Annotated in this window: 20 protein-coding genes and 3 pseudogenes; 21 read left to right on the top strand and 2 right to left on the bottom strand. The window is 66.0% G+C overall.

Annotated elements, in window-relative coordinates:
- Positions 1–134: 134 nt before the first annotated feature.
- From QP181_RS08010 to mtnP, 10 genes and pseudogenes are all read left to right on the top strand, one after another.
- On the top strand, positions 135–563 hold the full coding sequence (locus tag QP181_RS08010) for an SUF system Fe-S cluster assembly regulator (RefSeq protein WP_056057656.1): 429 nt from the start codon (positions 135–137) through the stop codon (positions 561–563).
- A 130-nt stretch (positions 564–693) separates the two neighbouring features.
- A complete protein-coding gene (sufB, locus tag QP181_RS08005) occupies positions 694–2,184 on the top strand; it encodes a Fe-S cluster assembly protein SufB (RefSeq protein ID WP_333928199.1) in 1,491 nt (496 codons plus the stop codon).
- Complete coding sequence (locus QP181_RS08000) at positions 2,177–2,428, top strand: hypothetical protein (RefSeq protein ID WP_333928198.1); 252 nt, start codon at positions 2,177–2,179, stop codon at positions 2,426–2,428. Before sufB ends, QP181_RS08000 begins: the two co-directional genes overlap by 8 nt.
- The gene (gene sufC / locus QP181_RS07995; RefSeq protein ID WP_248521220.1) at positions 2,415–3,158 is read left to right on the top strand and encodes a Fe-S cluster assembly ATPase SufC; all 744 of its coding nucleotides are present in this window, start codon (positions 2,415–2,417) and stop codon (positions 3,156–3,158) included. The genes QP181_RS08000 and sufC overlap by 14 nt, the downstream gene beginning before the upstream one ends.
- A 223-nt stretch (positions 3,159–3,381) precedes the next feature.
- Positions 3,382–4,425, top strand: a complete 1,044-nt coding sequence (locus QP181_RS07990; protein WP_333928197.1) for a SufD family Fe-S cluster assembly protein — start codon at positions 3,382–3,384, stop codon at positions 4,423–4,425.
- Between the two features lie 55 nt (positions 4,426–4,480).
- Complete coding sequence (locus QP181_RS07985; RefSeq protein WP_333928196.1) at positions 4,481–5,668, top strand: cysteine desulfurase; 1,188 nt, start codon at positions 4,481–4,483, stop codon at positions 5,666–5,668.
- On the top strand, positions 5,665–6,126 hold the full coding sequence (locus QP181_RS07980) for an SUF system Fe-S cluster assembly protein (RefSeq protein ID WP_333928195.1): 462 nt from the start codon (positions 5,665–5,667) through the stop codon (positions 6,124–6,126). The genes QP181_RS07985 and QP181_RS07980 overlap by 4 nt, the downstream gene beginning before the upstream one ends.
- Before the next feature lie 131 nt (positions 6,127–6,257).
- On the top strand, positions 6,258–6,611 hold the full coding sequence (locus QP181_RS07975; protein WP_107962784.1) for a HesB/IscA family protein: 354 nt from the start codon (positions 6,258–6,260) through the stop codon (positions 6,609–6,611).
- Between the two features lie 305 nt (positions 6,612–6,916).
- Positions 6,917–8,307: pseudogene (locus tag QP181_RS07970) on the top strand (amino acid permease).
- Positions 8,304–9,164, top strand: a pseudogene (mtnP, locus tag QP181_RS07965) (S-methyl-5'-thioadenosine phosphorylase). The pseudogenes QP181_RS07970 and mtnP overlap by 4 nt, the downstream one beginning before the upstream one ends.
- 36 nt (positions 9,165–9,200) lie before the next feature.
- Here the strand turns inward: mtnP and QP181_RS07960 are convergent.
- Positions 9,201–9,536: a DUF6481 family protein gene (locus QP181_RS07960; RefSeq protein WP_132740214.1), complete on the bottom strand. Its 336-nt coding sequence runs from the start codon at positions 9,534–9,536 to the stop codon at positions 9,201–9,203.
- 297 nt (positions 9,537–9,833) lie between these two features.
- On the opposite strand from QP181_RS07960, the gene QP181_RS07955 reads away from it, so the two are divergent.
- Together QP181_RS07955 and QP181_RS07950 are read left to right on the top strand one after the other, a co-directional pair.
- Positions 9,834–11,432 carry a beta-helix domain-containing protein gene (locus tag QP181_RS07955; protein ID WP_333928193.1) on the top strand — a complete coding sequence of 533 codons (1,599 nt, stop codon included), beginning with the start codon at positions 9,834–9,836 and terminating at the stop codon, positions 11,430–11,432.
- A gap of 88 nt (positions 11,433–11,520) precedes the next feature.
- The gene (locus QP181_RS07950) at positions 11,521–14,241 is read left to right on the top strand and encodes a TonB-dependent receptor domain-containing protein (protein ID WP_333928192.1); all 2,721 of its coding nucleotides are present in this window, start codon (positions 11,521–11,523) and stop codon (positions 14,239–14,241) included.
- Between the two features lie 160 nt (positions 14,242–14,401).
- Here the strand turns inward: QP181_RS07950 and QP181_RS07945 are convergent, their stop codons facing one another.
- Positions 14,402–15,031, bottom strand: coding sequence for a prolyl hydroxylase family protein (locus tag QP181_RS07945; RefSeq protein WP_333929591.1), 630 nt, complete (start codon positions 15,029–15,031; stop codon positions 14,402–14,404).
- Between the two features lie 228 nt (positions 15,032–15,259).
- Here QP181_RS07945 and QP181_RS07940 point away from each other — a divergent pair, with 228 nt between their 5' ends.
- The 9 genes and pseudogenes from QP181_RS07940 (at position 15,260) to gspK (ending at position 24,279) form a co-directional block, all read left to right on the top strand.
- A complete protein-coding gene (locus tag QP181_RS07940) occupies positions 15,260–16,033 on the top strand; it encodes a type II secretion system protein N (RefSeq protein ID WP_443027583.1) in 774 nt (257 codons plus the stop codon).
- A 22-nt stretch (positions 16,034–16,055) separates the two neighbouring features.
- Positions 16,056–18,236: a type II secretion system secretin GspD gene (gspD, locus tag QP181_RS07935; RefSeq protein ID WP_333928190.1), complete on the top strand. Its 2,181-nt coding sequence runs from the start codon at positions 16,056–16,058 to the stop codon at positions 18,234–18,236.
- Positions 18,237–18,339: 103 nt separating this feature from the next.
- Entirely contained in the window at positions 18,340–19,893 is a 1,554-nt protein-coding gene (locus tag QP181_RS07930) for a GspE/PulE family protein (RefSeq protein WP_333928189.1), read from the top strand.
- A gap of 188 nt (positions 19,894–20,081) precedes the next feature.
- Positions 20,082–21,307 (top strand): annotated as a pseudogene (gspF, locus tag QP181_RS07925) (type II secretion system inner membrane protein GspF).
- Positions 21,304–21,756 carry a type II secretion system major pseudopilin GspG gene (gene gspG / locus QP181_RS07920; protein WP_333928188.1) on the top strand — a complete coding sequence of 151 codons (453 nt, stop codon included), beginning with the start codon at positions 21,304–21,306 and terminating at the stop codon, positions 21,754–21,756. The pseudogene gspF and the gene gspG overlap by 4 nt, the downstream one beginning before the upstream one ends.
- Positions 21,731–22,201 (top strand): GspH/FimT family pseudopilin, encoded by a 471-nt coding sequence (locus QP181_RS07915; RefSeq protein ID WP_333928187.1) that lies wholly within the window; start codon positions 21,731–21,733, stop codon positions 22,199–22,201. Before gspG ends, QP181_RS07915 begins: the two co-directional genes overlap by 26 nt.
- A complete protein-coding gene (gene gspI / locus QP181_RS07910) occupies positions 22,191–22,562 on the top strand; it encodes a type II secretion system minor pseudopilin GspI (protein ID WP_333928186.1) in 372 nt (123 codons plus the stop codon). Before QP181_RS07915 ends, gspI begins: the two co-directional genes overlap by 11 nt.
- Positions 22,559–23,281: a type II secretion system minor pseudopilin GspJ gene (gene gspJ, locus QP181_RS07905; RefSeq protein WP_333928185.1), complete on the top strand. Its 723-nt coding sequence runs from the start codon at positions 22,559–22,561 to the stop codon at positions 23,279–23,281. The genes gspI and gspJ overlap by 4 nt, the downstream gene beginning before the upstream one ends.
- On the top strand, positions 23,278–24,279 hold the full coding sequence (gene gspK, locus QP181_RS07900; RefSeq protein WP_333929590.1) for a type II secretion system minor pseudopilin GspK: 1,002 nt from the start codon (positions 23,278–23,280) through the stop codon (positions 24,277–24,279). The genes gspJ and gspK overlap by 4 nt, the downstream gene beginning before the upstream one ends.
- The last annotated feature ends 8 nt before the right edge of the window (positions 24,280–24,287 follow it).

Below are 24,287 nucleotides of genomic sequence, written 5' to 3'. Positions count from 1 at the left end.
ATCGGGGCATGAGCGGCAAGAAAAACGGCCTCCAGTTGCGAGTCGTTAGCACGGCTCCGCGGGTTGACGATGCAGTGCACAAAGCCCATTTGACCAATCGGATCATATCGGTCCGATTGGACTCCTAAGCCACCATGCGTCTTTCCAGCCTAGCCGACTATGCGGTCGTGATGATGAGCGCCGCAGCGCGTCATTGCGGCGGTATCGCTCGGCTGAACGCGACGCTGCTCGCGGAAGAGACCGGCGTGCCGCTGCCGACCGTGCAGAAGCTGGTGAGCCGGCTGTCCGCCGCGGGACTGATCGAAAGCACGCGCGGCACGGGCGGCGGTTTTCGCCTGTCGCGACCGCCCGCGATGATCTCGCTCGCCGACATCATCGAGGCGGTCGAGGGACCGATCGCGCTGACCTCGTGCGTCGATGGCGCATCGCAGGATTGCTGCGTCGAGCAGACCTGCAAGGTCAAGCCGCACTGGAACGCCGTCAACGGCGCGGTCCGCGGTGCGCTTGCCGGCGTGTCGCTCGCCAGCCTTTCGCAAACCCCTGTTTTGCAGGTGCCCGCATGAAGAACACATTGCACGCAGCGCTTTACCCCTTCCTCCGCGTCTCCGCGTCTCCGCGTGAATCAATTTTGTTCACGCGGAGACGCGGAGACGCGGAGATTTTAGAGAGCCGCTTTGCGGCCGAGGACAGATAATGGCTACCCGGAACGCAGAGGCATACGCCGCCGCGAACAAGACGTACGAGTGGGGCTTCTCCTCGGACATCGAACAGGAATTCGCGCCTAAAGGTCTGTCGGAAGACACGGTGCGCTTCATTTCCGCCAAGAAGGGCGAGCCGCAGTGGATGCTCGACTGGCGGCTGAAGGCGTTCGCGTTGTGGCAGACGATGGAAGCGCCAGACTGGTCGAAGCTCAACGTGCCCCCGATCGATTACCAGGACGCGTACTATTACGCGGAGCCCAAGGCGAAGCCGAAGCTCGGGTCGCTCGACGAGGTCGATCCGGAGATCCTGCGCGTCTACGAGAAGCTCGGCATTCCGATCGGCGAGCAGAAGATGCTGGCGGGCGTGGTCGAGGATCCGCTGAACGAGGACGGCACGCCCAAGCGTCGCGTCGCGGTGGATGCGGTGTTCGACAGCGTCTCGGTCGCGACCACGTTCCGCAAGGAGCTCGCGGCTGCAGGCGTGATCTTCCGCTCGATCTCCGAGGCGATCAAGGAATATCCCGATCTCGTCCGGAAATGGCTCGGGAAGGTCGTGCCGCAGCGCGATAACTATTTCGCGACGCTGAACTCGGCGGTCTTCTCCGATGGCACGTTCGTCTACATCCCGGAGGGCGTGCGCTGCCCGATGGAGCTGTCGACGTACTTCCGCATCAACGCCGAGAATACCGGGCAGTTCGAGCGCACGCTGATCGTCGCGGACAAGGGCAGTTACGTTTCGTATCTCGAGGGCTGCACCGCGCCGATGCGCGACGAGAACCAGCTGCACGCGGCGGTGGTTGAACTCGTCGTGCTCGACGATGCCGAGATCAAGTATTCGACCGTGCAGAACTGGTATCCGGGCGACGAGAACGGCGTCGGCGGGATCTACAACTTCGTCACCAAGCGTGCGCTGTGCCAGGGCAAGAACTCGAAGGTCAGCTGGACTCAGGTCGAGACCGGCAGCGCGATCACGTGGAAATACCCATCGTGCGTGCTGCTCGGCGATGGCTCGGTCGGCGAGTTCTATTCGGTCGCGGTGACGAACAATCGCCAGCAGGCCGATACCGGCACGAAGATGATCCACCTCGGCAAGAACACGCGATCCACGATCGTGTCGAAGGGGATTTCGGCCGGGCGTTCGGACAACACGTATCGCGGACTGGTGCGCGTCGCGCCGACCGCGGAGGGCGTGCGGAACTTCACGCAGTGCGACAGCCTGCTGCTCGGCGACCAGTGCGGCGCGCATACCGTGCCGTATATCGAGGTCCGCAACCCGTCGGCGCAGATCGAGCACGAGGCGACGACGTCGAAGATCTCCGAGGACCAGCTGTTCTACGCGATGTCGCGCGGGCTGGATCAGGAGGCGGCGGTGGCGCTGATCGTGAATGGCTTTGCGCGGGAGGTTTTGCAGCAGCTGCCGATGGAGTTCGCGGTGGAAGCGCAGAAGCTGCTGGGGATCTCGTTGGAGGGGTCCGTTGGATAGCCCGTTCTTCTTTGAAGGCACCACGTACTGGTCTCGGGGCGATGAGAGAGCACACTTCGATTGGCTGGGTAATATAGCGAGCATTCGCGATATTCGGGGGCAGGGGCGGCGGGTCTTTCTGACAATAGACCGAAGCGCTGTAACGGCGCAGGATCTCGAGGAATTAAACGCCGTTTATCGCCGTTACGGTGGTGATCTGAAGCAGCTAGAAATCATAGAAGAAGACGTAAATGCTGAAAATTGAAAACCTCCACGCCGAGATCGACGGCAAGGAAATTCTCAAGGGCCTGTCGCTCACCGTGAACGCGGGCGAGGTGCACGCGATCATGGGGCCGAACGGGGCGGGCAAGTCGACGCTGGGCTATGTGCTCGGCGGGCGGCCCGGTTATGAGGTCACCGCGGGCTCGGTGACGTTCGACGGCGTCGACCTGCTCGAACTCGAGGCGCACGAGCGCGCTGCGGCGGGCGTGTTCCTCGGCTTCCAGTATCCGGTAGAGATCCCCGGCGTGTCGAACGTCCAGTTCCTTCGCGAGGCGCTTAACGCCCAGCGTGCGACGCGGGACGAGAAGCCGCTGTCGGGCGGTGAATTTCTGAAGCTTGCGCGCGGGCAGGCGGATCTGCTTGGCATGGATTACGACATGCTCAAGCGGCCGGTGAACGTCGGCTTTTCGGGCGGCGAGAAGAAGCGCAACGAGATGGTCCAGATGGGCATCGTCAACCCGAAGTTCGCGATCCTCGACGAGACCGATTCGGGCCTCGACATCGATGCGTTGCGCGTCGTCGGCGACGGCATCAACCGCATCATGCGCGCACCCGACAAGGCGGTGCTGCTGATCACGCACTACCAGCGGTTGCTGGATTACGTGGAGCCGGACTTCGTCCACGTCCTGGCGGACGGCAAGATCGTCCGCTCGGGCGGCAAGGAACTGGCGCAACAACTCGAGAGCGAAGGCTATGTGGGGATCGCCGCATGAGCGTTCTGTCGCAAATCCTCCCCGGCACGGGGAGGGGGACCAGCGAAGCTGGTGGAGGGGGTTCTCCGCTGGACGTCACGTCTGTGGAAGCCCCCTCCACCCCACCGCTAAGCGTCGCGGTCCCCCTCCCCGTGGCGGGGAGGATTTCAGGATCGGACTTCCTTCGACGCGCGAGGAATCCTGGCGCTGGGGTGATCCGGCAGCGATCGCGGCGGCGGCCGAATTGCCGCGCGGCATTGCGCTGGATGCTGGCGAGTGGTTTCTCGACTTGCCGGGTGCGCGGGCGGTGTTCGTCGATGGCGTGCTCGACGAGGGGCGCAGCGATCTGCGGCACGTCGCGATCGTTCCGATCGACGGCGGATCGCATGCGCTTGGGCGGCGGACGACCGGTCTGGGCTGGTCCTTGCGCGTCGACGCGGATGCGACGGCCGAACTGATCCAGATCGTCCACATCGCGACGGGCGGCGACAACCAGCTTCCAGCGGAGATCGTTCTCGCCAATGGCGCGAGCGCGTCGGTGGTCGAGACGTATGTCGGGGCTGGGTGGTCGAACCGGTCGACGCAGATGATGCTTGGCAAAGGTGCGAAGCTGACGCGCGCGGTGCGGTTGCTTCAGTCCGATGGCTTCGTGTCGTTGCGCGAGGAGGTCGAGGTCGGCGCCGAGGCGAGCCTGATCGTGACGGTCCTCGGCGCGGGCGATGCTGGGACGCGGATCGATGGTGCGATCACCGTGACGGGTGACGATGCGTTTGCCGAATATGGCGGCGCGTTGCTGACACGGAACGACCAGCGGCAGGAGTGCGCGGTGTCGGTGCGGCATGCGGCGCTGAACGGGCAGAGCAAGCAGATCTGGCGTGCGGTCGCGGCCGACAAGTCGACGGCGAGCCTTGCGGCGCGGGTCGAGGTGGCGCGCGATGCGCAGAAGACCGACGGCGTGCAGTCGTTGCGCGGGTTGCTGTTGCAGCGCACCGCGACGGTGAATCTGAAGCCCGAGCTGGAGATTTTCGCGGACGACGTGAAGTGCGCACACGGCGCGACGGTCGGCGAACTCGACCAGCGCGCGCTGTTCTACATGCAGAGCCGCGGCATCCCGCATGCGAAGGCGCAGGCGCTGCTCACGCGCGCGTTTGTAGGCGATGCGTTCGTGCAGATCACGGACGAGACGGTGCGCGAGGCGTTCGTGGCGGACGCCGATGCGTGGCTGGAGCGGGCGCTTTCTGCTCCGCTTCCGCCTGCGGGAGGGGTTGGGGGAGGGGCTTCATCATGAGTATCGTTCTCGACCAGGCCCTCCTCGACCCCTCCCGCAAGCGGGAGGGGAGGCGTTGGATCGCCTGTCGGATTTCCCGGCGATCCCCGATGGCTGGGCGTATCTCGATACCGCTGCGACTGCGCAGAAGCCGCAGGTCGTGGTCGATGCGATTACGCGCGCGTATGGCGAGACCTACGCGACGGTGCATCGCGGCGTGTACCAGCGTTCGGCGGACATGACGATCGCCTATGAAGTGGCACGTAAGGCCGTGGCGCGGTTCATCGGTGCGGGGTCACCCGACGAGATCGTGTTCGTGCGCGGCGCGACCGAAGGGATCAACCTCGTCGCACAGTGCTGGGCAGGCGAGCAGTTGAAGGCGGGCGATCGCATCCTGCTCTCCATGCTCGAGCATCATTCGAACATCGTGCCGTGGCAGATGGTCGCCGAGCGCGTCGGGGCGGCAATCGACGTTATCCCGCTCACCCCCGACCACCGCATCGATCTCGACGCGATGGAGCGGATGATCACGCCCGCGCACAAGCTGGTCGCGCTCGGGCATGTCTCGAACGTGCTCGGCTCGGTGCTCGACGCGAAGCGCGCTACCGAGATCGCGCATTCGGTCGGCGCGAAGATCCTGCTCGATGGGTGTCAGTCGGTGCCGCGGATTGCGGTCGACGTGAGGGCGATCGGCTGTGATTTTTACGTGTTCTCCGGGCACAAGCTGTACGGTCCGACCGGGATCGGCGTGCTGTGGGCGAAGCCGGAATTGCTCGACGCGATGCCGCCGTACCAGGGCGGCGGGTCGATGATCGACAAGGTGTCGTTCGCCAAGACCACTTACGCGCCGCCGCCGGGCCGGTTCGAGGCGGGGACGCCGCATATCGTTGGCGCGCTCGGGCTGCATGCGGCGATCGACTATGTCGAGAGCATCGGCCTTTGTGCTATCCATGCGCACGAGACGGCGCTGGTGACCGCCACGCGTGAGGCGCTGTCGGGGATCAATTCGGTGCGGCTGTACGGCCCGGCGGACTCGGCGGGGATCGTGAGCTTCACGATCGAGGGGGTTCATCCGCACGACATCGGCACCATATTGGACGAGGAGCGCGTCGCGATCCGCGCCGGCCATCACTGCGCGCAGCCGCTGATGGAGGCGCTGGGTGTCGAGGCGACGGCACGTGCGAGCTTCGGCGTATATAACGGGCCGGCGGACGTCGAAGCGCTGGTGCGCGGTATCGAGCGAGTAACGAGGATCTTCAAATGAGCGATCGGTTCGAGATCGAGGAAGTGGATGCCGTCGCATCGCCGCCCAAGGCACGCGTCGTGATGGAGACGGACTCCGACGCGGAACGGAAGCGCGATTATCTCGCCGGGTTCCTGGCGCAGAAGCCGCAGGTGGACTCGCCGGTCGAGCCCGGCGGCGCTGTGTACGATGCGATCATCGAGGCGCTGAAGGAAATCTACGACCCCGAGATCCCGGTGAACATCTATGACCTGGGGCTGATCTACGGGGTCGAGGTGACCGAGGACGGGCATGCGGTGGTGGCGATGACGCTGACCACGCCGAACTGTCCTGTCGCGGAGTCGATGCCGGCAGAGGTTGAGATGCGCGTCGGGTCGGTGCCGGGGGTCGGGTTTGCGGAAGTGAACCTGGTCTGGGATCCGCCCTGGGATCCGCAGAAGATGTCGGACGAGGCGAAGCTAGAGCTCGGGATGCTCTGACTTCTGCTTCCGCTCGCGGGAGGGGGCAGGGGGTGGGCACGCGCTCACCTCTCGAACGACGGTTATGAGTGGCTGGCCGGGAGCCCACCCCGGCCCCTCCCGCACGCGGGAGGGGGGAAGGAAGGACGATCATGGCGACGACATTGCGAGCACGGCCGGCGGCGCTGAACCTCACGGAGACGGCGCATGCGCGGATCGCCGACCTGATGGCGCGGGCTCCGGCGGATGCGATCGGGGTGAAGCTGTCGACGCCCAAGCGTGGGTGTTCGGGGCTGGCCTATTCGGTGGATTACGTCACCGAGGCTAAGCCGTTTGATGAACGCATCGACACGCCGGGGGGGACCTTGTTCGTCGATGGCGGGTCGATCCTGTACCTGATCGGCTCGACGATGGACTGGGTCGAGGACGATTTTACCGCAGGGTTCGTGTTCCAGAATCCGAACGCCAAGGGTGCCTGCGGGTGCGGCGAGAGCTTCACGGTCTGAGAGTTGCCGTAAGGAAACGTGTTTCCCCGCGAAGGCGGGGACCCAGGCTGGGCTCCCGCCTTCGCGGGAGAACAAGGACGAGCGGACTGCCGTTGGATTTCGGCTCCTCTCTACCACCCCGGCGAAGGCCGGGGCCCAGTTGGGAAACGCTGCTGACATAGCGCTGCGCATCGCCACGATGACCTTGCCAACTGGACCCCGGCCTCCGCTGGGGAGGATATTGTCGCTCGGGTAAGTGGATGGCCGCTGGCCTTGCCCCGTGGTCTCGTCCTGTGCCACTCCCCGCGCAACAAGAGGGGATATCCGTGGCCAGTCTGTTTCGCCGAAAAATCGTCACCGAGCAGCCGCCCGAGCATCAGCTCGCGCGGACCTTGTCTTGGCCGCATCTCGTCGCGATGGGCGTCGGCGGGATCGTCGGCACCGGCATCCTGACGCTGATCGGCGTTGGCGCAGGGCTTGCCGGGCCGGCCGTGATCCTCTCGTTTATCATCGCCGGCGGGATTTGTGCCTGCGCGGCGCTCGCCTATGCCGAGATGGCAACGATGATCCCGGCGTCGGGCAGCGCGTACACCTATAGCTATGTGGTGCTCGGCGAGCTGATCGCGTGGGTGATCGGCTGGTCGCTGATCCTCGAATACTCGCTCGTCGTGTCGACCGTCGCGGTCGGCTGGTCGGGCTATGCCGCGCCGTTGCTGCGCGGGGCGTTCGGCTTCCCCGAGGCGCTGACGCTCAGCCCCGAGCTAGGCGGTATCCTCAACGTCCCCGCGATCTTCATCATCGCGGTCGTCGCTGGCGTGTTGTCGTTCGGCACGCGCGAGAGTGCGACGCTGAACGCGGTGCTGGTCGCTGTTAAGATGATCGCGCTAACCGTGTTCGTGTTCATCGCGCTGAAGTATTTCAATAGCGCCAATTTACACCCGTTCATGCCCTACGGCTTCCCCAAGGCCGTGCAGCCCGACGGTGCCGAGCGCGGCGTGATGGCGGCGGCGGCGATCATCTTCTTCGCGTTCTACGGCTTCGACGCGATTTCCACCGCGGCGGAGGAGACCAAGAACCCCGGCCGCGATCTCGCGATCGGGATCGTCGGGTCGATGGTTGCATGCATCGCGATCTACATCCTGGTGGCGGTCGCCGCGGTCGGCGCGCTGTCCTACACCCGGTTCGCCGGCAGCGCCGAGCCGCTCGCGCTGATCCTGCGCGAGATCGGTCGGCCCGGGTTTGCGACGTTCCTCGGCGCCTCCGCGGTAATCGCGCTCCCGACCGTGCTGCTCGCCTTCCTGTTCGGCCAGAGCCGGATCTTCTTCACGATGGCGCGCGACGGGCTGCTCCCGTTGAGCCTCGCCAAGGTGTCGAAACGCGGCGCCCCCGTCCGCATCACGTGGATCACCGCGGCGATCGTCGCGGTGATCGCCGGCCTGTTGCCGCTCGCCGAGATCGCCGCGCTGGCCAACGCCGGCACGCTCGCCGCGTTCGTCGCGGTCTGCGCCTGCATGCTCGTGATGCGCCGCCGTGCGCCCGATGCGATCCGGACGTTCCGCGCGCCGGCGGCGACGCTGGTCGGCACAATCGGTATCCTCGGCTGCCTGTACCTCTTCTTCAGCCTCCCTCGAAGACGCAGCTCTATTTCGGGCTGTGGAACCTGCTCGGCCTAGGGATCTACTTCGTCTACGCGCGGCCGCGGGCACTCGCCGAGTGACCGGCTGGACGATCGGCATCATCGGCGGGTCGGGGCTGTACGCGGTCGACGGCATCGAGGACGGCCGCTGGCAGACGGTCAAAACGCCGTGGGGCGAACCGTCGGACGCGATCTATACCGGTCGCGTCGGCCATGTCGGTGTCGCGTTCCTGCCGCGGCACGGCCGAGGGCATCGCATTTCCCCTCGGCGCTCAACGCGCGCGCAAACATCGACGCGCTGAAGCGGCTCGGGGTCACCGACGTTCTTGCAGTATCGTCGGTAGGCTCGCTGGTCGAGGCCCGCCCGCCCGGCAGCTTCACTGTCGTCGACCAGTTCGTCGATCGCACCAAGGGGCGGCCGTCGAGCTTCTTCGGCACGGGCCTCGTCGCGCATGTTTCGATGGCGGATCCGGTTTGTCCGCGGCTCTCCCGCTATGCCGCCGACGCAGCGCGAGAAGCCGGCGCGCAGGTCGACGACCGCGGCACCTATCTCGCGATGGAAGGCCCGCAATTCTCGACCCGCGCGGAAAGCCGGCTCTACCGGCAATGGGGCTGCGACGTGATCGGCATGACCGCGATGCCCGAAGCGAAACTCGCGCGCGAGGCGGAGCTTCCCTACGCGCTGGTCGGCATGGTGACGGATTACGATTGCTGGCGCGAGGACGAGGCGGGCGTCGACGTCGCGCAGGTCGTGGCGCAACTTGGCGCGAATGCGGCAAAGGCCCGCGCGATGGTGATGGCGCTGCTGCGCAATCTGCCGATGGAGCGCGAGGCTTCGGCGATCGACACGTGTCTCGACACCGCGATCATTACCGCGCGATGTGCGCGATCCGTCGCTGGTGGCGAAACTCAGCGCGATAGCACGACGCGCGCTGTAGCGGGCGGATCCGCCGAGACGGATCCGCGCACGCGACTTACTTCTTCTTGTTCTTCCGCGCGGCGTACTTCGCGTCGCGAATCGCCTTCTTCTCGGCGTCGGTCAGCTCGACCTTGGCCTCGGCCTCGCGCTTCTTGGCAGCAGCCGCTTCGGCCTCCGCCTTCTTCGCAGCCTTGGCTTCGTCCTCGGCAGCACGCTTGGCGGCGCGCTTCTCGCGCTCGGCCAGTTCCTTGGCTTCACGCGCGGCGAGGCGCTCGGCAACGACCGCCTCGTCGATCGGCGGCTTGGCCTTCAGCGCTTCGAGCGCCTTCTGCTTGGCGGCGGCTGCGCTGCTCGTGCGGTCCTGGAAGCTGGGGTCCTTGAAAGAGGCCATTGTCGTAGAATAATCCTGTAATATCGGTCTGACCGCCCCGACGCAGGAATGCGCGGGCAGTGACGCTGACGGCGCCTGTAAATCATCGCGCGCCGGATCGGAAGAGATGTGTTCGAAAGCGCAGGTTTCAACCCACGCTGCGCAAACGGTGTCACCGATTCGTCACATCATCGTCATGCAAGCGTCATCCAAATCGCATCGTAACGTCACGTGCTCCGCATAGTCGCCTAATCGAGGTCGGCAGGGGGAGCCTGAGTCGATCCGTCAGATCAACGATATCGACCGGGAGTCTCTCGAATGACCATCTTCAAGCGCACGAGTCTTGTTCTGCTCGCCGGCACTGCCTGCCTTGCCCTCTCGGCCTGCGATGGCGCGGACAGCGTCGCGTCGCCGGGCGAAGGCGTGATCGTCGTACCGGGTACGCCGACGCCGAGCCCGACGCCCACGCCGACTCCTACCCCGACCGCAGGCACGCCCGCGACGTCGTGCCCGACCGGCACCACCGATGTCGGCGTCCTCGGCAATTACCGCTCGTGCCGCCTGCCGTCGCTGATCACGTCCGCCTTGAGCCTGCCAAAGGCCGCGGGCGTCGCCTATGAGATCAACGGCCGCGTCGACGTCGGCGTCGACATCGGCGGCGCAGGCAGCGCACCGGGCGGGATCGCCACCACGCTGACGATCGCAGCCGGCTCGCTGGTTTATGCCAACACGACCAATGCGGATAACGACTACATGGTCGTCAACCGCGGCTCGAAGCTGATCGCCGAGGGCACCGAGACGCAGCCGATCATCTTCACTGCGCAGGCGAACATCACCGGCGGCGTCACCGACGAATCGCAGGGCCTATGGGGCGGCATCATCCTGGCCGGTCGTGCACCGATCTCGAACTGCAACAATACCGTCCCCGGTGGCAACGTGGCCTGCGAGAACGTCGTCGAGGGCACCAGCACCGCGCTGTACGGCGGCGCGACGCCGACCGATAGCAGCGGCAGCATCCGCTACGTCCAGATCCGCTATTCGGGCACCGTCATCAGCCCGAACAACGAGCTTCAGGGCCTGACGCTCGGCGGCACCGGCTCGGGCACCACGCTCGATCACATCCAGGTCCACAACAGCTCGGACGACGGCATCGAGATTTTCGGCGGTCGCAGCAACCTGCGCTATCTAGTGCTGACCGGCTCGGATGATGACGGCCTGGATACCGATGTCGGCTGGCAGGGCTTCGTCCAGTTCGTGCTGGCGATCCAGAAGCCGGTCAACACACAGACCGACAACTACTCGACCGAGATCGATTCGAACGGCTCGGAAGACGCGCTGCCGCGCCAGGCTTACACGCTCGCCAACTTCACCTTCATCGAGACGTCGACCGCGACCAACGCGGCGATCCGTCTGCGCGGTGGTGCCGATGCGACCTTCGTCAACGGCATCGTCAGCAACCCGAACAGCGCGTGCCTCAACGTCATCGCCGGCGCCGATGCGGGCGGCAAGACGACCATCCGTCCTGCCGACACGACGTTGCAGGACAAGGGCCCGCCGGTGTTCAACTCGGTCGTGTTCAGCTGCCTGACGCCGTATGCGACGACCACCGTCAACGGCATCACCGTAACGGTCGAGGAGCAGCAGGCGCTCTTCCGCGCCGGTACCAACAACACCGATAGCGCCGCGGTCGGCTCGGCCGTCACCGGCACCTTCCTACCCGCGGGCGCATCGAGCACGACCACCGCGTTCAACGCCGCCACGCTCAACCCGACCGGGACGTCGTTCCTCGTCAACACCAACTATGTCGGCGCGGTCAACGGCAGCACCGACACCTGGTATCGCGGTTGGACCTGCAACTCGAACCGCGCGAGCTTCGGGACGACGAGCAGCGCCTGCACCGCGCTGCCGACCAGCTGACACCCACGCCAAGCCTGAGGCTGCGCGGGGGCGGGGGCCCGCCGCGCAGCCTTGTACCTACCGAATTCCTCTTGTTGCCGGGGCAGCCATGAAGTCATCCGTTCTCGTCTCCGTCCTGCTCGCGACGACGACGTTCGTCCCGGCGCAGTCGTTCGCGCAAAGCGCTCCCGCCGGCAGCGTCGTCTCGCCGCAGGCAGGGACGCCGGTCGAACAGCGCACCGACCCCGCTGCTCAGGCCGAACAACAGCAGGAGCAGGTCGAGATTTCGACGCCTGGCGGCAGTGGCACCGGTGAGGACATCGTCGTCGTCGGCCGCAACGTCCCGAACGCGGTCCGCGCCACCGCTGCCGTCGTCAACGTGCTGTCCTCGGCGGATATCGCGCGGACCGGCGAAGGCGATATCGCCGGTGCGCTCCAGCGCGTCACCGGGCTGTCGGTGGTCGGCAACGGCCTCGTCTATGTCCGCGGTCTCGGCGATCGCTATTCGTCGTCGCTGCTCAACGGCTCGCCGCTGCCGTCGCCGGAGCCGCTTCGCCGCGTCGTGCCGCTCGACATCTTCCCGACCAACGTGATCGCCTCGGCGGTCGTCCAGAAAAGTTATTCGGTCAATTATTCGGGCGAATTCGGCGGCGGCGTCATCAATCTGACGACCAAGGCGGTCCCCGAAAAGACGTTCTTCCAGTTCGGCGGATCGGTCGGCGCGGACACCGTCACGACCAGCGAACTCGGCTATGTCTATGACGGCGGCAAGCACGACTGGACCGGTTTCGACAGTGGCGAGCGCAAGGTGCCCGGCTTTATCAAGTCGGCGGGCGCGAACGGCACGTCGCTGACTGGCGCGCAGATCACCGCATTGTCTAACGCCAAGACGACCTTGCTCCAGCAGAACAACCAGATCCCGGCCAACCTCTCGGGCGAGACGAGCTTCGGCACCTCGGCCGATATCGGCAGCACGCGCGTCGGCGTGATCGCCGCGGCGGGGATCAGCAACACGTGGCGGACGCGCGACACGCTCCAGCAGTCGACCGACGACGTCGGCGGCATCCTCACGCGCGATTTCCGCACCGTGCTGACCGACAACCGCTCGATCATCAACGGGCTGCTCGGCTTCGGCGCGGAGTTCGGCGAGAACAAGATCCGCTGGACCAACCTCTACATCCACGACACGCTGAAGCAGGGCCGCCTCAGCACCGGCTCGACCTCGAACATCGGCGATGTCGACGGCATCCAGCCGTTCATTGTCCAGAACACGAGCTGGTTCGAACGCCAGTTGATCGACACGCAGCTGGTCGGCGAGTTCAAGTTTGGCGATTTCGCGCTCGATACGCGCGGCAGCTACGCGAAAACCGAGCGCAACTCGCCCTACGAACGCCAGTTCACCTATCAGTACAATGCAAATGTCGGTGACTATACCAATAACCTCAGCGGCTTGCAGAGCGCGGCGGTGGCGTTCAGCGAACTCGACGAGACGCTCTGGTCGGGTCAGGCGAACCTCACCTGGAACGTGCCGTTCGACCGCCCGTTCGCGCTGTCGGTTGGCTATGCGTATAGCGACACCGATCGCACATCGAGCCGCTATACCTTCCGTTATCAGACCGCGGGCAACGTCGCGCTGAACGATGCGGTCGCGCAGGAACGCCCCGACTATCTGTTGTCGGACTTCAACCTCCAGACCTATGGCATCGGCCTCGCCAACACGTGCGTCGCGCCAAACTGCGCGCCGACCTACGACGCGTCGCTGCGCGTCCATGGTGCCTATGCGCAGGTCGAGGGCGAGATCCTCGACGGTCTGCGCGCCAACGTCGGCATTCGTTACGAGGACGCGCTGGAGACGGTGCTGCCGGGTGGCGGTGCCGGCGTCTCGTTCGCGCAGACTAATCTGTCGCGCGCATACTGGCTGCCTGCGGTGACGGTGACGTGGAACTTCGCGTCGGACATGCAGCTGCGCGGGCATATGTCGAAGACGCTGGCCCGGCCGCAGTTCCGCGAGCTCGCGCCGCAGCTGTATCAGGATTTCGAGAGCGATCGCCTGTTCTTCGGCAACCCGTTCCTGACCGACTCGCAGCTATATAACGGCGAGCTGCGCTACGAATGGTATTTCGCGCGCGACCAGAAGTTCAACCTGGCGGGCTTCTATAAGCGCATCGACAACCCGATCGAGGCGGTCGCGTTCTTCCCGGCGGGCAGCGACACGCTCCAGACCGGCTTCGCCAACGCACCGCGGGCAAACCTGTACGGCGGAGAGGTCGAGCTGCAGAAATACGTCCCGCTCGACGGCCTCGGCGGCGATTTCTTCGCGACCCGTCGTCTCGTCGCGATCGCCAACTACACCTACACGCACTCCGAGCTGCAGGTCGGCGACGAACTGATCGCCAGCCCGATTCAGAGCAACGGCACCACCGCCAGCCTGCGTCCCGCCAACGTGCTGTTCCAGGACGGCGCGGCGCTGACCGGGCAATCGGATCACCTCATCAACCTGCAGCTCGGGATCGAAGACAAGGCGAGCCTGTCGCAGCTGACGTTGCTGTTCAATTACGCCAGCGACCGCGTGACGAACCGCGGTCCGGTCGGCGGCGGTGGCGGCGTTCGCCTGCCCGATCTGATCGAGAAACCCGGCATCCGCTTCGACGTCGTCGCGCGGCAGGGCATCGCCGTCTCGGGTAAGCAGATCGAGGTGAAGTTCGAAGCGCGCAACCTGACGGGGACGGGGTACCGCGAGTACCAGACTTTCTCGAACGGCGCCGAAGTCGACATCAACCGCTACAAGCTCGGCCGGGTGTTCACACTGGGGGCGAGCGTGCAGTTCTAAGGGCCGAAATACCTCTGCATGCTGCCACCCCGGCGAAGGCCGGGGCCCAATTGGCAAGGTGGACGTAATGGAGCGATGTGCCTCATTATCGCCGTCCCCCAATTGGGCCCCGGCCTTCGCCGGGGTGGTATGAGTTCATGAGGCTCGCCGACCTCAGCGCTCACCCCCAAGCTTTCTCCCGAAACCATTTGGTGATCACGTACTTGACCCCCGCGCGTACCTTCATCCCATGATGCAGCGTCGCCGCATTCAAGCTCCCGTCCGCGCGTCGGTTGTTCCACGCAAGCAGCTTGCCCGTCTCCGGCTGGACGATCTTGTCGACCACCTTGAACCGCGTCGCACCGCCCGCCTCAGGCTGGTTGAGATAGATCATAACGGTCCACGTGCGGTTGCCCGCCACCCCGCAATAACGATGATAGTCGACGCCGTTCGGCTCGAAATAGTCGGTGTGCCCTTTGAACTCCTGTCCGACCGCATAGCGCTGTCCCTGCAACGGCTCGCCGTGCACCGGGTCGAGCCCGGTCAGCGCCGCGATCCGAGCCTCGACGTCGATCACGACCGGATCGTCCGCCGACAGATCGCCCGTCTCGCTCGTCCGATAGCTCGCGTCACCGTTCGAATCGGAGATTGTCGACGGACGCCGCACCGCATCGATCCGCTCGATCAACGCCGTGCACAATTCGGGCGGCAGGAAGTCGCGCCGTACGAACAAATCGAGCTTTGCGCTCGGCACGCGTTGCACGCCGGGCGCGGACAGTCGGGTGAGGACCGGTTCGGGGGCAGGCCGCAGCCACTGGACGGAAGAGGATCGGACATCTGGGTCTTCTGCCCATCGGCGACGTAATGCGCTACCCCAGCTGTAACGCGCATGGCCGGCATCAGATTTCGTATGTTTGACGTACAAGCCATTGACGCGGAATTGTAACATGGCATGCCTACGCGGCGAGATGCGGGAAATTGGGGTGGGTCGCGCATGCGATTGAAGCTGGACGCGAGGGCGCGCCGTATCTTGCGGCGTATGCCGGTCGTGAATGTCTATAGTGTCGTCGAGCTTGCGCTGCTCGCGGGGCTTGCGGTCCAGTGCGCGCGGCTGGCCTGGACCATCGTGACGCCGATCACGCCGCTCGGCGACTGGCGCCCGGCCGCGTCGATGGTAGTCGGCTCGCCCGCCGACATCTTGCGCGGCTTCGATCCGTTCTTCCGTCTCGGCGGTGTGCCCGGAGCCCCGGCGACGGTAACGTCGCTCCAGCTCACCCTGTTCGGCACGCGCATGGACGAGGCGATGGGTCGCAGTTCGGCGATCATCGCCGGTCCTGACGGCGTTCAGCAGAGCGTTGCGATCGGCGATGAAATCCAGCCGGGCGTTCGTCTGAAGGCGGTCGCGTTCGATCACGTCACAATCGATCGGGGTGGTGTCGACGAGGATCTCTTTCTCGATCAGTCGGGTGCGGTAGCACCGGTCGTGCCGGGCGCTACTTCGGCCGGCGCGTCGTCCGATGCTGCCGGCATCCCCATTGCACAATTGCGGACCGAGATTGGCTTCATCCCTAGGATCGATGGGGGTCGGATCAGCGGGCTGACACTCCGGTCGCAAGGATCCGGTGCCGCATTTCGCGCGGCCGGGCTGAAAGACGGCGACGTGGTCACGTCGATCGGCGGACGACCTGTCACTGGGCCTGGCGATCTTGACCGGATCACCAAGGATTTCGCGGGCGGCGGCAACGTCCCCATCACTGTAGAGCGCGGACAGGATACTCTGTCTCTCGCCATCACGATTGCGCCTCCTCAATGAAAAGCTTCTTCTCGGACCCGTCGTGGCCTTGGTCCTCGTGGCTAGCGCGCATGCGCAGACTACGCTGAACGTTCGCGATGCCGATATCCGCGCGTTCATCGCCGATGCCGCCAAGGTTACCGGGCGCACGTTCATCATCGACAACCGCGTCGCCGGCAAGGTGACGGTGGTGACCGATCGCCCGCTGTCGCGCTCCGAGTATTTCGAGGTCTTCCTCTCGACGCTTCGCGCCAACGGACTCGTCGCAGTGCCGACCTCGAATGGCGCCTTCCGCGTCCAACCACTCGACAACGCCGCGTCGCAACCCAGCCGGATCGGGGTCGCCGGGGCCGCGCGCAACAGCTACGTCACCGAAATCGTTCGCCTCCGTGCGATCGACGCGCAGTCTGCGGTCGAAACCGTCCGCCCCCTGGTCAGCGCACAAGGCTCGGTCAGCGCGAACCGCGGGGGCAACAGCCTCGTCGTCGTCGATTTCGCCGACAACATCCGCCGCATCCGCGAAGTCCTTCGCCGGATCGACACCGACACCTCGTCCACCCGCGTCGTCGCGCTCAAGAACGCCAGCGCCAAGGAGATCGCGACCGCGCTGCAGGGCCTGATCGGGACCGGCACCGGCGGCGGGCAGGGCGGTGCCGCCGCCACTGGGCCGAGCGCCTCGGTCGTCGCTGTCGAAGGCTCGAATGCGGTCGCGCTCCGCGGCGATCCGACCACCGTCGCCCGCCTTGCGCAGGTCGCGGTCGACCTCGATCAGAAGGCGCGTAACGGCACCGAGATCAAAGTCGTGTTCCTCGAAAACGCGGATGCCGAGCAGTTGCTGCCGGTGTTGCAGGAACTCGTTGGCCAGACCCCGACCCAGCCCGTCCAAACCGCGCTTTCCCGCTCCAATTTCGGATCGAGCAGCACCAACGGCGCGTCCGGCGGCCAGTCGAATATCTCGCAGCCACAGGTCAACCAGTCGGTACCGACATCCGGTGGCTCAGCAGGCTCCGGACAGCCCGCGATCACCGCCGCGGGCGGAAAGACCGCTGCGGTGGTGACGCGTTTCGCCGGTGCCAACGCGATCGTCATCGCCGCACCCGCCGAAATCCAGCGCCAGCTGAACGACGTCGTCCGCCAACTCGATACGCGCCGCGAACAGGTGCTGGTCGAGGCGATCGTCGCCGAAGTCTCCGATACGACCGCCCGCACGCTCGGCGCGCAGTTCATCGTCGGTGATCCCAGCGGCGGCGCGTTCGGCGCGTCGACCTTTTCCAATTCCGCGCCGAACATCCTGCAGATCGCCGGCGCGATCGGCGCGACGCAGCTCAACACGTCGAGCACCACGACGGTCAATACCGACGGCAGCACGACGACCACCAACACCACCAGCGACGCCGCGAACACGCTGCAACAGTCGGCGATCAGCTCGATCCTAGCCGCGACCGGCGGGTTCGGCGGGTTCGGCGGCAAGATCGGCAGCACCTTCTTCGGCGCGATCATCAACGCGGTGAAGAGCGACACAACCTCGAACCTGCTCCAGGTCCCGCACCTCGTCACGCTGGACAACCAGGAGGCGCACAGCCTCGTCGGGCAGGAGATCCCGATCACCACGGGGCAGGCGCTCTCGACGAATTTCGACAACGCGTTCCGGACTACGCAGCGCCAGAATGTCGGTATCGAACTGACTGTACGCCCGCAGGTAAACTCGTCGGGGACGGTGAAATTGAACCTGCGCCTGGAGGTCAGCTCGATCGCCGGCCCGGTATCGAGCGACAACAGCGACCTGATCCTCAACAAGCGCGAGGTCGAAACCGTCCGCACCGTCGACGACGGCCAGATCGCGGTGATCAGCGGCCTGCTCGACGACAACGAGCGCCGCACGATCGAGAAGATCCCGCTGTTGGGTGATATCCCCGTACTGGGCCACCTGTTCACCTCGAAGGCGAAACAGCGGTCGAAGACCAATCTGATGATCTTCATCCGCCCGACGATCCTGCGCACCGCGGAGGACAGTCGCAAGCTGACCGAACAGCGCTACGGCTATGTCCGCCTGCAACAGGGCCTGCAGGATCCGAAGGAGGAGCCGTCGATCGACCAACTGATCCGCGACTATATGGGCGCCGCGCCGCCGATCCCGTCCGGCCCGATCCCCGGCAGCATCGAGGATCCGCGCATCGCGGTACCGGTACGCACCTCGACGATGGTCGTCCGGCCCAAGAAATGATTATCCGCGAAGGCCATGAGATCGACGCTCTTCCTTCCCCCTCCCGCTTGCGGGAGGGGTCGGGGAGGGGCTGCCTTAATCACGGACGAAGCGATCGAGGGCTATGTCATTCCCTCCCCGACCCCTCCCGCGAGCGGGAGGGAGCAGTGAAGCGTTTTCATCGACCGACCTGCCCCAGATCACCATCCCCTACGCCTTCGCCCGAAAGTTCGGCGTCGTCGTCGATCATACCGACACCGACTCGCACCTCACGATCGCGATGCGTGCCGGAGCAGACCCCAAAGTCCTGCTCGAACTCCGTCGCTATCTTGCCCGCCCATTCGACGTGACCTTCGTCGAACAGGTCGCGTTCGACCGTCTGCTGTCGAACGTCTACGCGATGGACGGCCAGGCCAACGCGCTCGCGGCGGTGGGGATGGGCGACGAACTCGACCTGCTCGCGGGTGACATGCCGACCGCGGAGGATCTGCTCGACACCGCCGACGACGCGCCCGCGATCCGCCTGATCAACGGCATTATCGCCGACGCGGCGCGCAACGGCGTGTCGGACATCCATATCGAGCCGTACGAGACCGGCCTCGTCGTCCGGATGCGGATCGACGGCGTGCTGCGCGAGACGCTGCGGATGCCGCCCAACGTCGCGCCGGTCGTCGTCAGCCGCATCAAGGTCATGGCTCGCCTCGACATCGCCGAGCGCCGCGTGCCGCAGGATGGCCGCATGGGGCTGACGCTTGGCGGCAAGCTGCTGGACGTCCGCGTCTCGACGCTGCCGAGCCGGGCCGGCGAGCGGGTCGTGCTGCGTATCCTCGACAAGGAAAACGCTGGCATCGACCTTGAAGCGCTCGGCCTCCCGCCCGCACTGTTCGCGCTGCTCAACGAGGCGCTGAGCGAGCCGAACGGCATCATCCTCGTCACCGGCCCGACGGGTTCGGGCAAGACTACCTCGCTTTACGCCGCGCTGCGCTTGCTCAACGATGGCAGCCGCAACATCCTGACCGTTGAGGATCCGGTCGAGTATGCAGTCGATGGCGTCGGCCAGACCCAGGTGAACCCGAAGGTCGGCCTGACCTTCGCCGCGGGCCTGCGTGCGATCCTCCGCCAGGATCCCGATGTCGTCATGGTCGGCGAAATCCGCGACCGCGAGACCGCCGAGATCGCGGTGCAGGCGTCGCTCACCGGCCACCTCGTGTTGTCGACGGTCCACACCAACGACGCGATCGGCGCGATCACCCGCATGCGCGACATGAAGGTCGAGAGCTTCCTGCTCGCTTCGACGCTCCGCGCGGTGATCGCCCAGCGCCTGGTCCGCCGCCTCTGCCCGACCTGCCGCAAGGCCGTCCCCGCCTCGGATACGGTAGCCCCGCTGCTCGGCATCCCCCCCGAGGCGATCGTCTACGTCGCGCAAGGCTGCGAAGACTGCAGCCAGACCGGCTACAAGGGCCGCATCGGCGTGTTCGAAGCGGTCCGCATCGACGACACCATCCGCCGCCTGATCAACACCGACGGCCACGAATCGGAGATTACCGCGCACGCGTTTGCGAAGTCCCCGAACCTCGCCCAGTCCGCCCGCGACCTCGTCCTGTCCGGCCAGACAACGGCCGAAGAAGCCGTCCGCGTATCCCGCCGCGACACAACCGAGATCGTGGAAAATGCGTAACGCCCAGAAAATCCTCCCCGGAACGGGGAGGGGGACCAGTGAGGCTGGTGGAGGGGGGCACCGCGCGCGCACCACCTGACATCATCCGCCACGGCTTCGCGCGCACGATCCCCACAGCTGGAACGTTCGCGGCACGCCCCCTCCACCACCGCTACGCGGCGGTCCCCATCCGCTTGCAGGGGAGGATGATGGCTGATTTCGACTACATCGCGATCGACACCAAAGGCGCCGAACGCCGCGGCCATGTCGCCGCCGCCGACATCGACGTCGCGCGCGCCACCCTCGACGCGCGTAAATTCTATGTCGTGAAGATCACCCCCGGCGCCCCCCGCAGGCAACCAAAGGCCGCCCGCTGTTCGGCCTCCAGCTCGGCACGCCGAAGATGTCTGGCAAGAACCTCACCCTCTTCACCCGCCAGCTTGCCACGCTCAACCGCGTCTCCCCGCTGGAGGAATCGCTCCGCACGATCACGCGGCAAACCGAACAAGACAGCGTCCGAACAATAGTCCAGCACGTCCATGCCGGTGTCGTCGAAGGCCGCCGCCTCGCCGACGCGATGGCGCGAGAGCCGAAAAGCTTTCCGCCCTTGTACCGCGCGATGGTGTCTGCCGGCGAAAGCTCGGGCTCGCTCCCGACGATCCTCGACCGTCTCGCCGCCCTGCTCGAACGCCAGGCCGAAATCCGCGGCAAGCTCATCACCGCGCTCGCTTATCCTTCGATCCTCGCGCTCGTCGCGTTCGGGGTCGTCACCGCGCTGATGATGTTCGTGGTGCCGCAGGTGGTCGAGCAATTCGACACGGTCGGCCAGCAACTCCCGCTGCTGACGCGGATGGTGATGGCGTTCTCGGCGTTCCTCGTCGGATACTGGTGGGTGATGCTGCTGATCGTCGTCGGTGGCGGCCTAGCCGGGTGGCGGGCGTTGAAGGACCCAACGCTGCGGCTCGCGTTCGACGGCTGGCTGCTCCGTATCCCGCTACTCGGCCGCCTGATCCGAGACCTTCACGCAGCAAGAATGGCACGCACGCTGGGCACGATGGTGGCGAGCCGCCTGCCGCTGCTCGACGGCCTCAACCTCACCGCCAGCACGATCCACAACCGCCGCCTCCGCCTTGCCTCCGACCAGATCGTCGACGCGATTCGCGGCGGTGGTTCGCTCTCCGCCGCGATGCGCCGTGCCGGTGTCTTCCCGCCGCTGCTGACCTATCTCGCGGCATCTGGTGAGGCAGCAGGTCGGCTCGACGAGATGCTCGAGCGCGCCGCCGACTATCTCGAACGCGAGTTCGACCGCTTCACCGCCACCGCGCTGTCGCTGCTCGAGCCGCTGATCATCGTCGTGATGGGCGGCATCGTCGCGACGATCGTGCTATCCATCCTGCTCCCGATCCTCCAGCTCAACACGCTGGCCGGACAATGAGGTTTCGTATGCGTCCCGAACTGAAGAAACGCCGCCGCGAGGCCGGCTTTACCCTCGTCGAGCTGATGGTCGTGATCGTCATCATCGGCCTGCTTGCAACGATCGTCGCACTCAACGTGCTGCCCTCGGGCGACACCGCGCGGATCCAGAAGGCGAAGGCCGACATCGCTCAGATCGAGGGTGGTCTGGAACTCTACAAGCTCCAGAACATGACCTTCCCCAACACCACGCAGGGGCTGAACGCGCTCGTCACCGCACCCGCGGGGCTGACCGATCCGTCGCGCTATCAGCGCGGCGGGTATCTGAAGAAGTTGCCGAACGATCCCTGGGGTCGCCCGTATCTCTACGCCTCGCCCGGCGCGCATGGCGAGGCCGACGTCTGGACCTTCGGGGCGGACGGTAAGGAAGGCGGCGAGGGGATCGATGCCGACATCGGCAGCTGGCAGTAAGCGGGAGGCTGGCTTCACGCTGGTCGAGTTGATGGTCGTCGTCACGATCATCGGACTCGCATCCGCTGTCGCCGTGCTTGTCATGCCGGACCCACGCGGCCGCGTGCTCGACGAAGCGACGCGCTTCGCGTTACGCGCCCGCGCCGCGCATGATTCTGCGATTGTCGAGACACGCCCGGTCAGCGTCTGGGTTACCGGCGGCGGCTATGGCTTCGACCGTCGCATGGCGGGTGGCTGGACGCCGATCGCCGAGAAGCCAATGCGCGTCGAACGCTGGAACGACGGGACCAAGGCCAGCATCGGCGATACCAGCGGTCGCACGCGGGTGACGTTCGATCCGACCGGCCTTGTCGATCGCCCCGCGGAGATCCGCCTCGACCGCGGCGGCGTGGCGGCAACCGTGCACATCGACGCCGACGGCAGCGTGCGAGCCGATGCGGGCTGAGCGCGGCTTTACCCTCATTGAAATCATGGTCGCGCTGGCGGTGTTCAGCCTCGCAGCGATGGCGCTCGTGCGCCTCGAAAGCGCGACGATCCGCGGCGCGTCGATCCTCGACGAAACGCTCGTTGCGCAGATGGTCGCGCGCAACGTAGCGATCGACGCGGTCACTAGCGCGCAACCGCCGACCGCGGGCCGCGTCACCGGCGTCGAGACGAACGGCGGCCAAGCCTGGACCTGGACCCGGCAGGTCAGCGCGCTCGGCGGCTCCAGCGTCCTGCGCATCGACGTCGCGGTCGCGGACCGCACTGGCACGCAACTCGGTCGGTTGACGATGGTTCGCCCTGCGCCACGGTCGGCGACATGATGCACTCCAGTTCCCCGGCCTCCGGTGAGGAACGAGTTAGGGGCACGGATTCCGAGGCCGGCTTCACGCTAATCGAAGTCATGGTGTCGCTCATGATCTTCGGGATGATCGCGGCCGCCGGCGTCGCCATCCTGTCATTCAGCGTGAAGGCGCAAAGCAGCACCGGCGCCAAGCTCGACGATATCAGCGCGCTCACCCGAACGATGTCGATCCTGTCCGCCGACCTCGCCCAGGCCTCGAACCGGTCGACTCGCGACGAAGCCGGCACCACCGTTCCCGCGTTCGTCGGCGAGAGCGGGTCGGGTGTCACGCCGATGCTGCGGCTCGTCCGCGCCGGCTGGAGCAACATCGACGGTGCAGCACGGCCGAGCACGCAGAAGGTCGCCTACCGCGTCGATGCCGGCACGCTCCAGCGGATCGCCTACCCGATGATCGATGGCGCGCAGGGTCTGCCCCCCGCCGCACTGCTCACCCACGTCCGCCAGGCCGCGTTGCGCTACCGGATCGCCGGCGCGTGGAGCGATCGCTGGGATGGCGCCAGTGGCAGGCCGTTACCCGATGCGATGGAACTCACCGTCCAGCGTGACGACGGCACGCAGTTCCGCCAGATGTTCCTCGTAGGGACGGGATATGTCCCCACACCGGCTGAAGGAACGGGCCCGTCGACCACGCCGCCGCCCGGCACGCCGTCGAAGGAGATGCCCGGTGCGCGGACCTGATCGCGGTTCGGACCGGGGTCGGAACGGGGGCCAGAACGGGGGCAGCGCTGCTCACCGTGCTGATGCTCGTCGCGATCATCGCCGTCATGGCAGGCGCGGCGCTGGAGAAACTGCGCCTGTCGACCCGGCTCGCGGGCAACGCCGCGACCGGCGAACAAGCGCGCGCCTACGCGTTCGCCGCCGAGACGATGGCGCTGACCCGCGTCTCCAATCTGCTCGGCCAGAGCCCCAAGCGGGTGACGCTCGCCGGCAACTGGAGCAACACGCCGTTCGGCCTGCCGGTCCCCGGTGGCTTCGCGACCGCCCGGGTCCGCGACGGCGGCAATTGCTTCAATCTCAACGCGCTCGTCACGCAAGCGACCACGCCCGGCGTGTATGTCACCAACCCCGAGATCCGCCCGCAATTCGTCCGGCTGATGCGGTTGCTGGGCGTCCCGACGCAGGTCGCCGAACAGGTCGCATCGGGCACCGCGGACTGGATCGACAGCGACCAGGACCAGCAGGCGATGGGCGCGGAGGACGGCGCGTATCTCGGCCGCGAGACGCCGTACCGCACCGCCGGCACGCTCATGTCCGACCCGAGCGAACTCCGCGCAGTCGCCGGCATGACGCCTGAGATCTACGCCACGCTGCGGCCCTGGATCTGCACGCTGCCGATCGCCAAGCCGTCGCCGATCAACGTCAACACGCTGGCGCCCGAACAGGCGCCGCTGTTCGCGATGCTGTATCCCGATACGCTGTCGGTCGGCAGCGCGCAGCAGATGCTGTTGCGTCGTCCGCCGCAGGGCTATGCCGACGTCGGCGAGATCACCAAGGCGGCGGCGTTGCAGGGTGCGGCCACCCTCGCGCCCGGTGCCGAGGCGACGGTGCTGTCGAAATGGTTCACGCTCGATATCGACGTGACGCTCGGCCGCACGCAAATGCAGGAACGCGCGCTGATCGACGCGAACCGACTTCCCGCGCAGCTCGTATCGCGGCAATGGGGCGAGCCATCATGACGACTTTG

Source organism: Sphingomonas sp. LR55 (assembly GCF_036856015.1).
Taxonomy (GTDB): domain Bacteria; phylum Pseudomonadota; class Alphaproteobacteria; order Sphingomonadales; family Sphingomonadaceae; genus Sphingomonas.
This window is presented reverse-complemented; position numbering and strand designations above follow the sequence as displayed.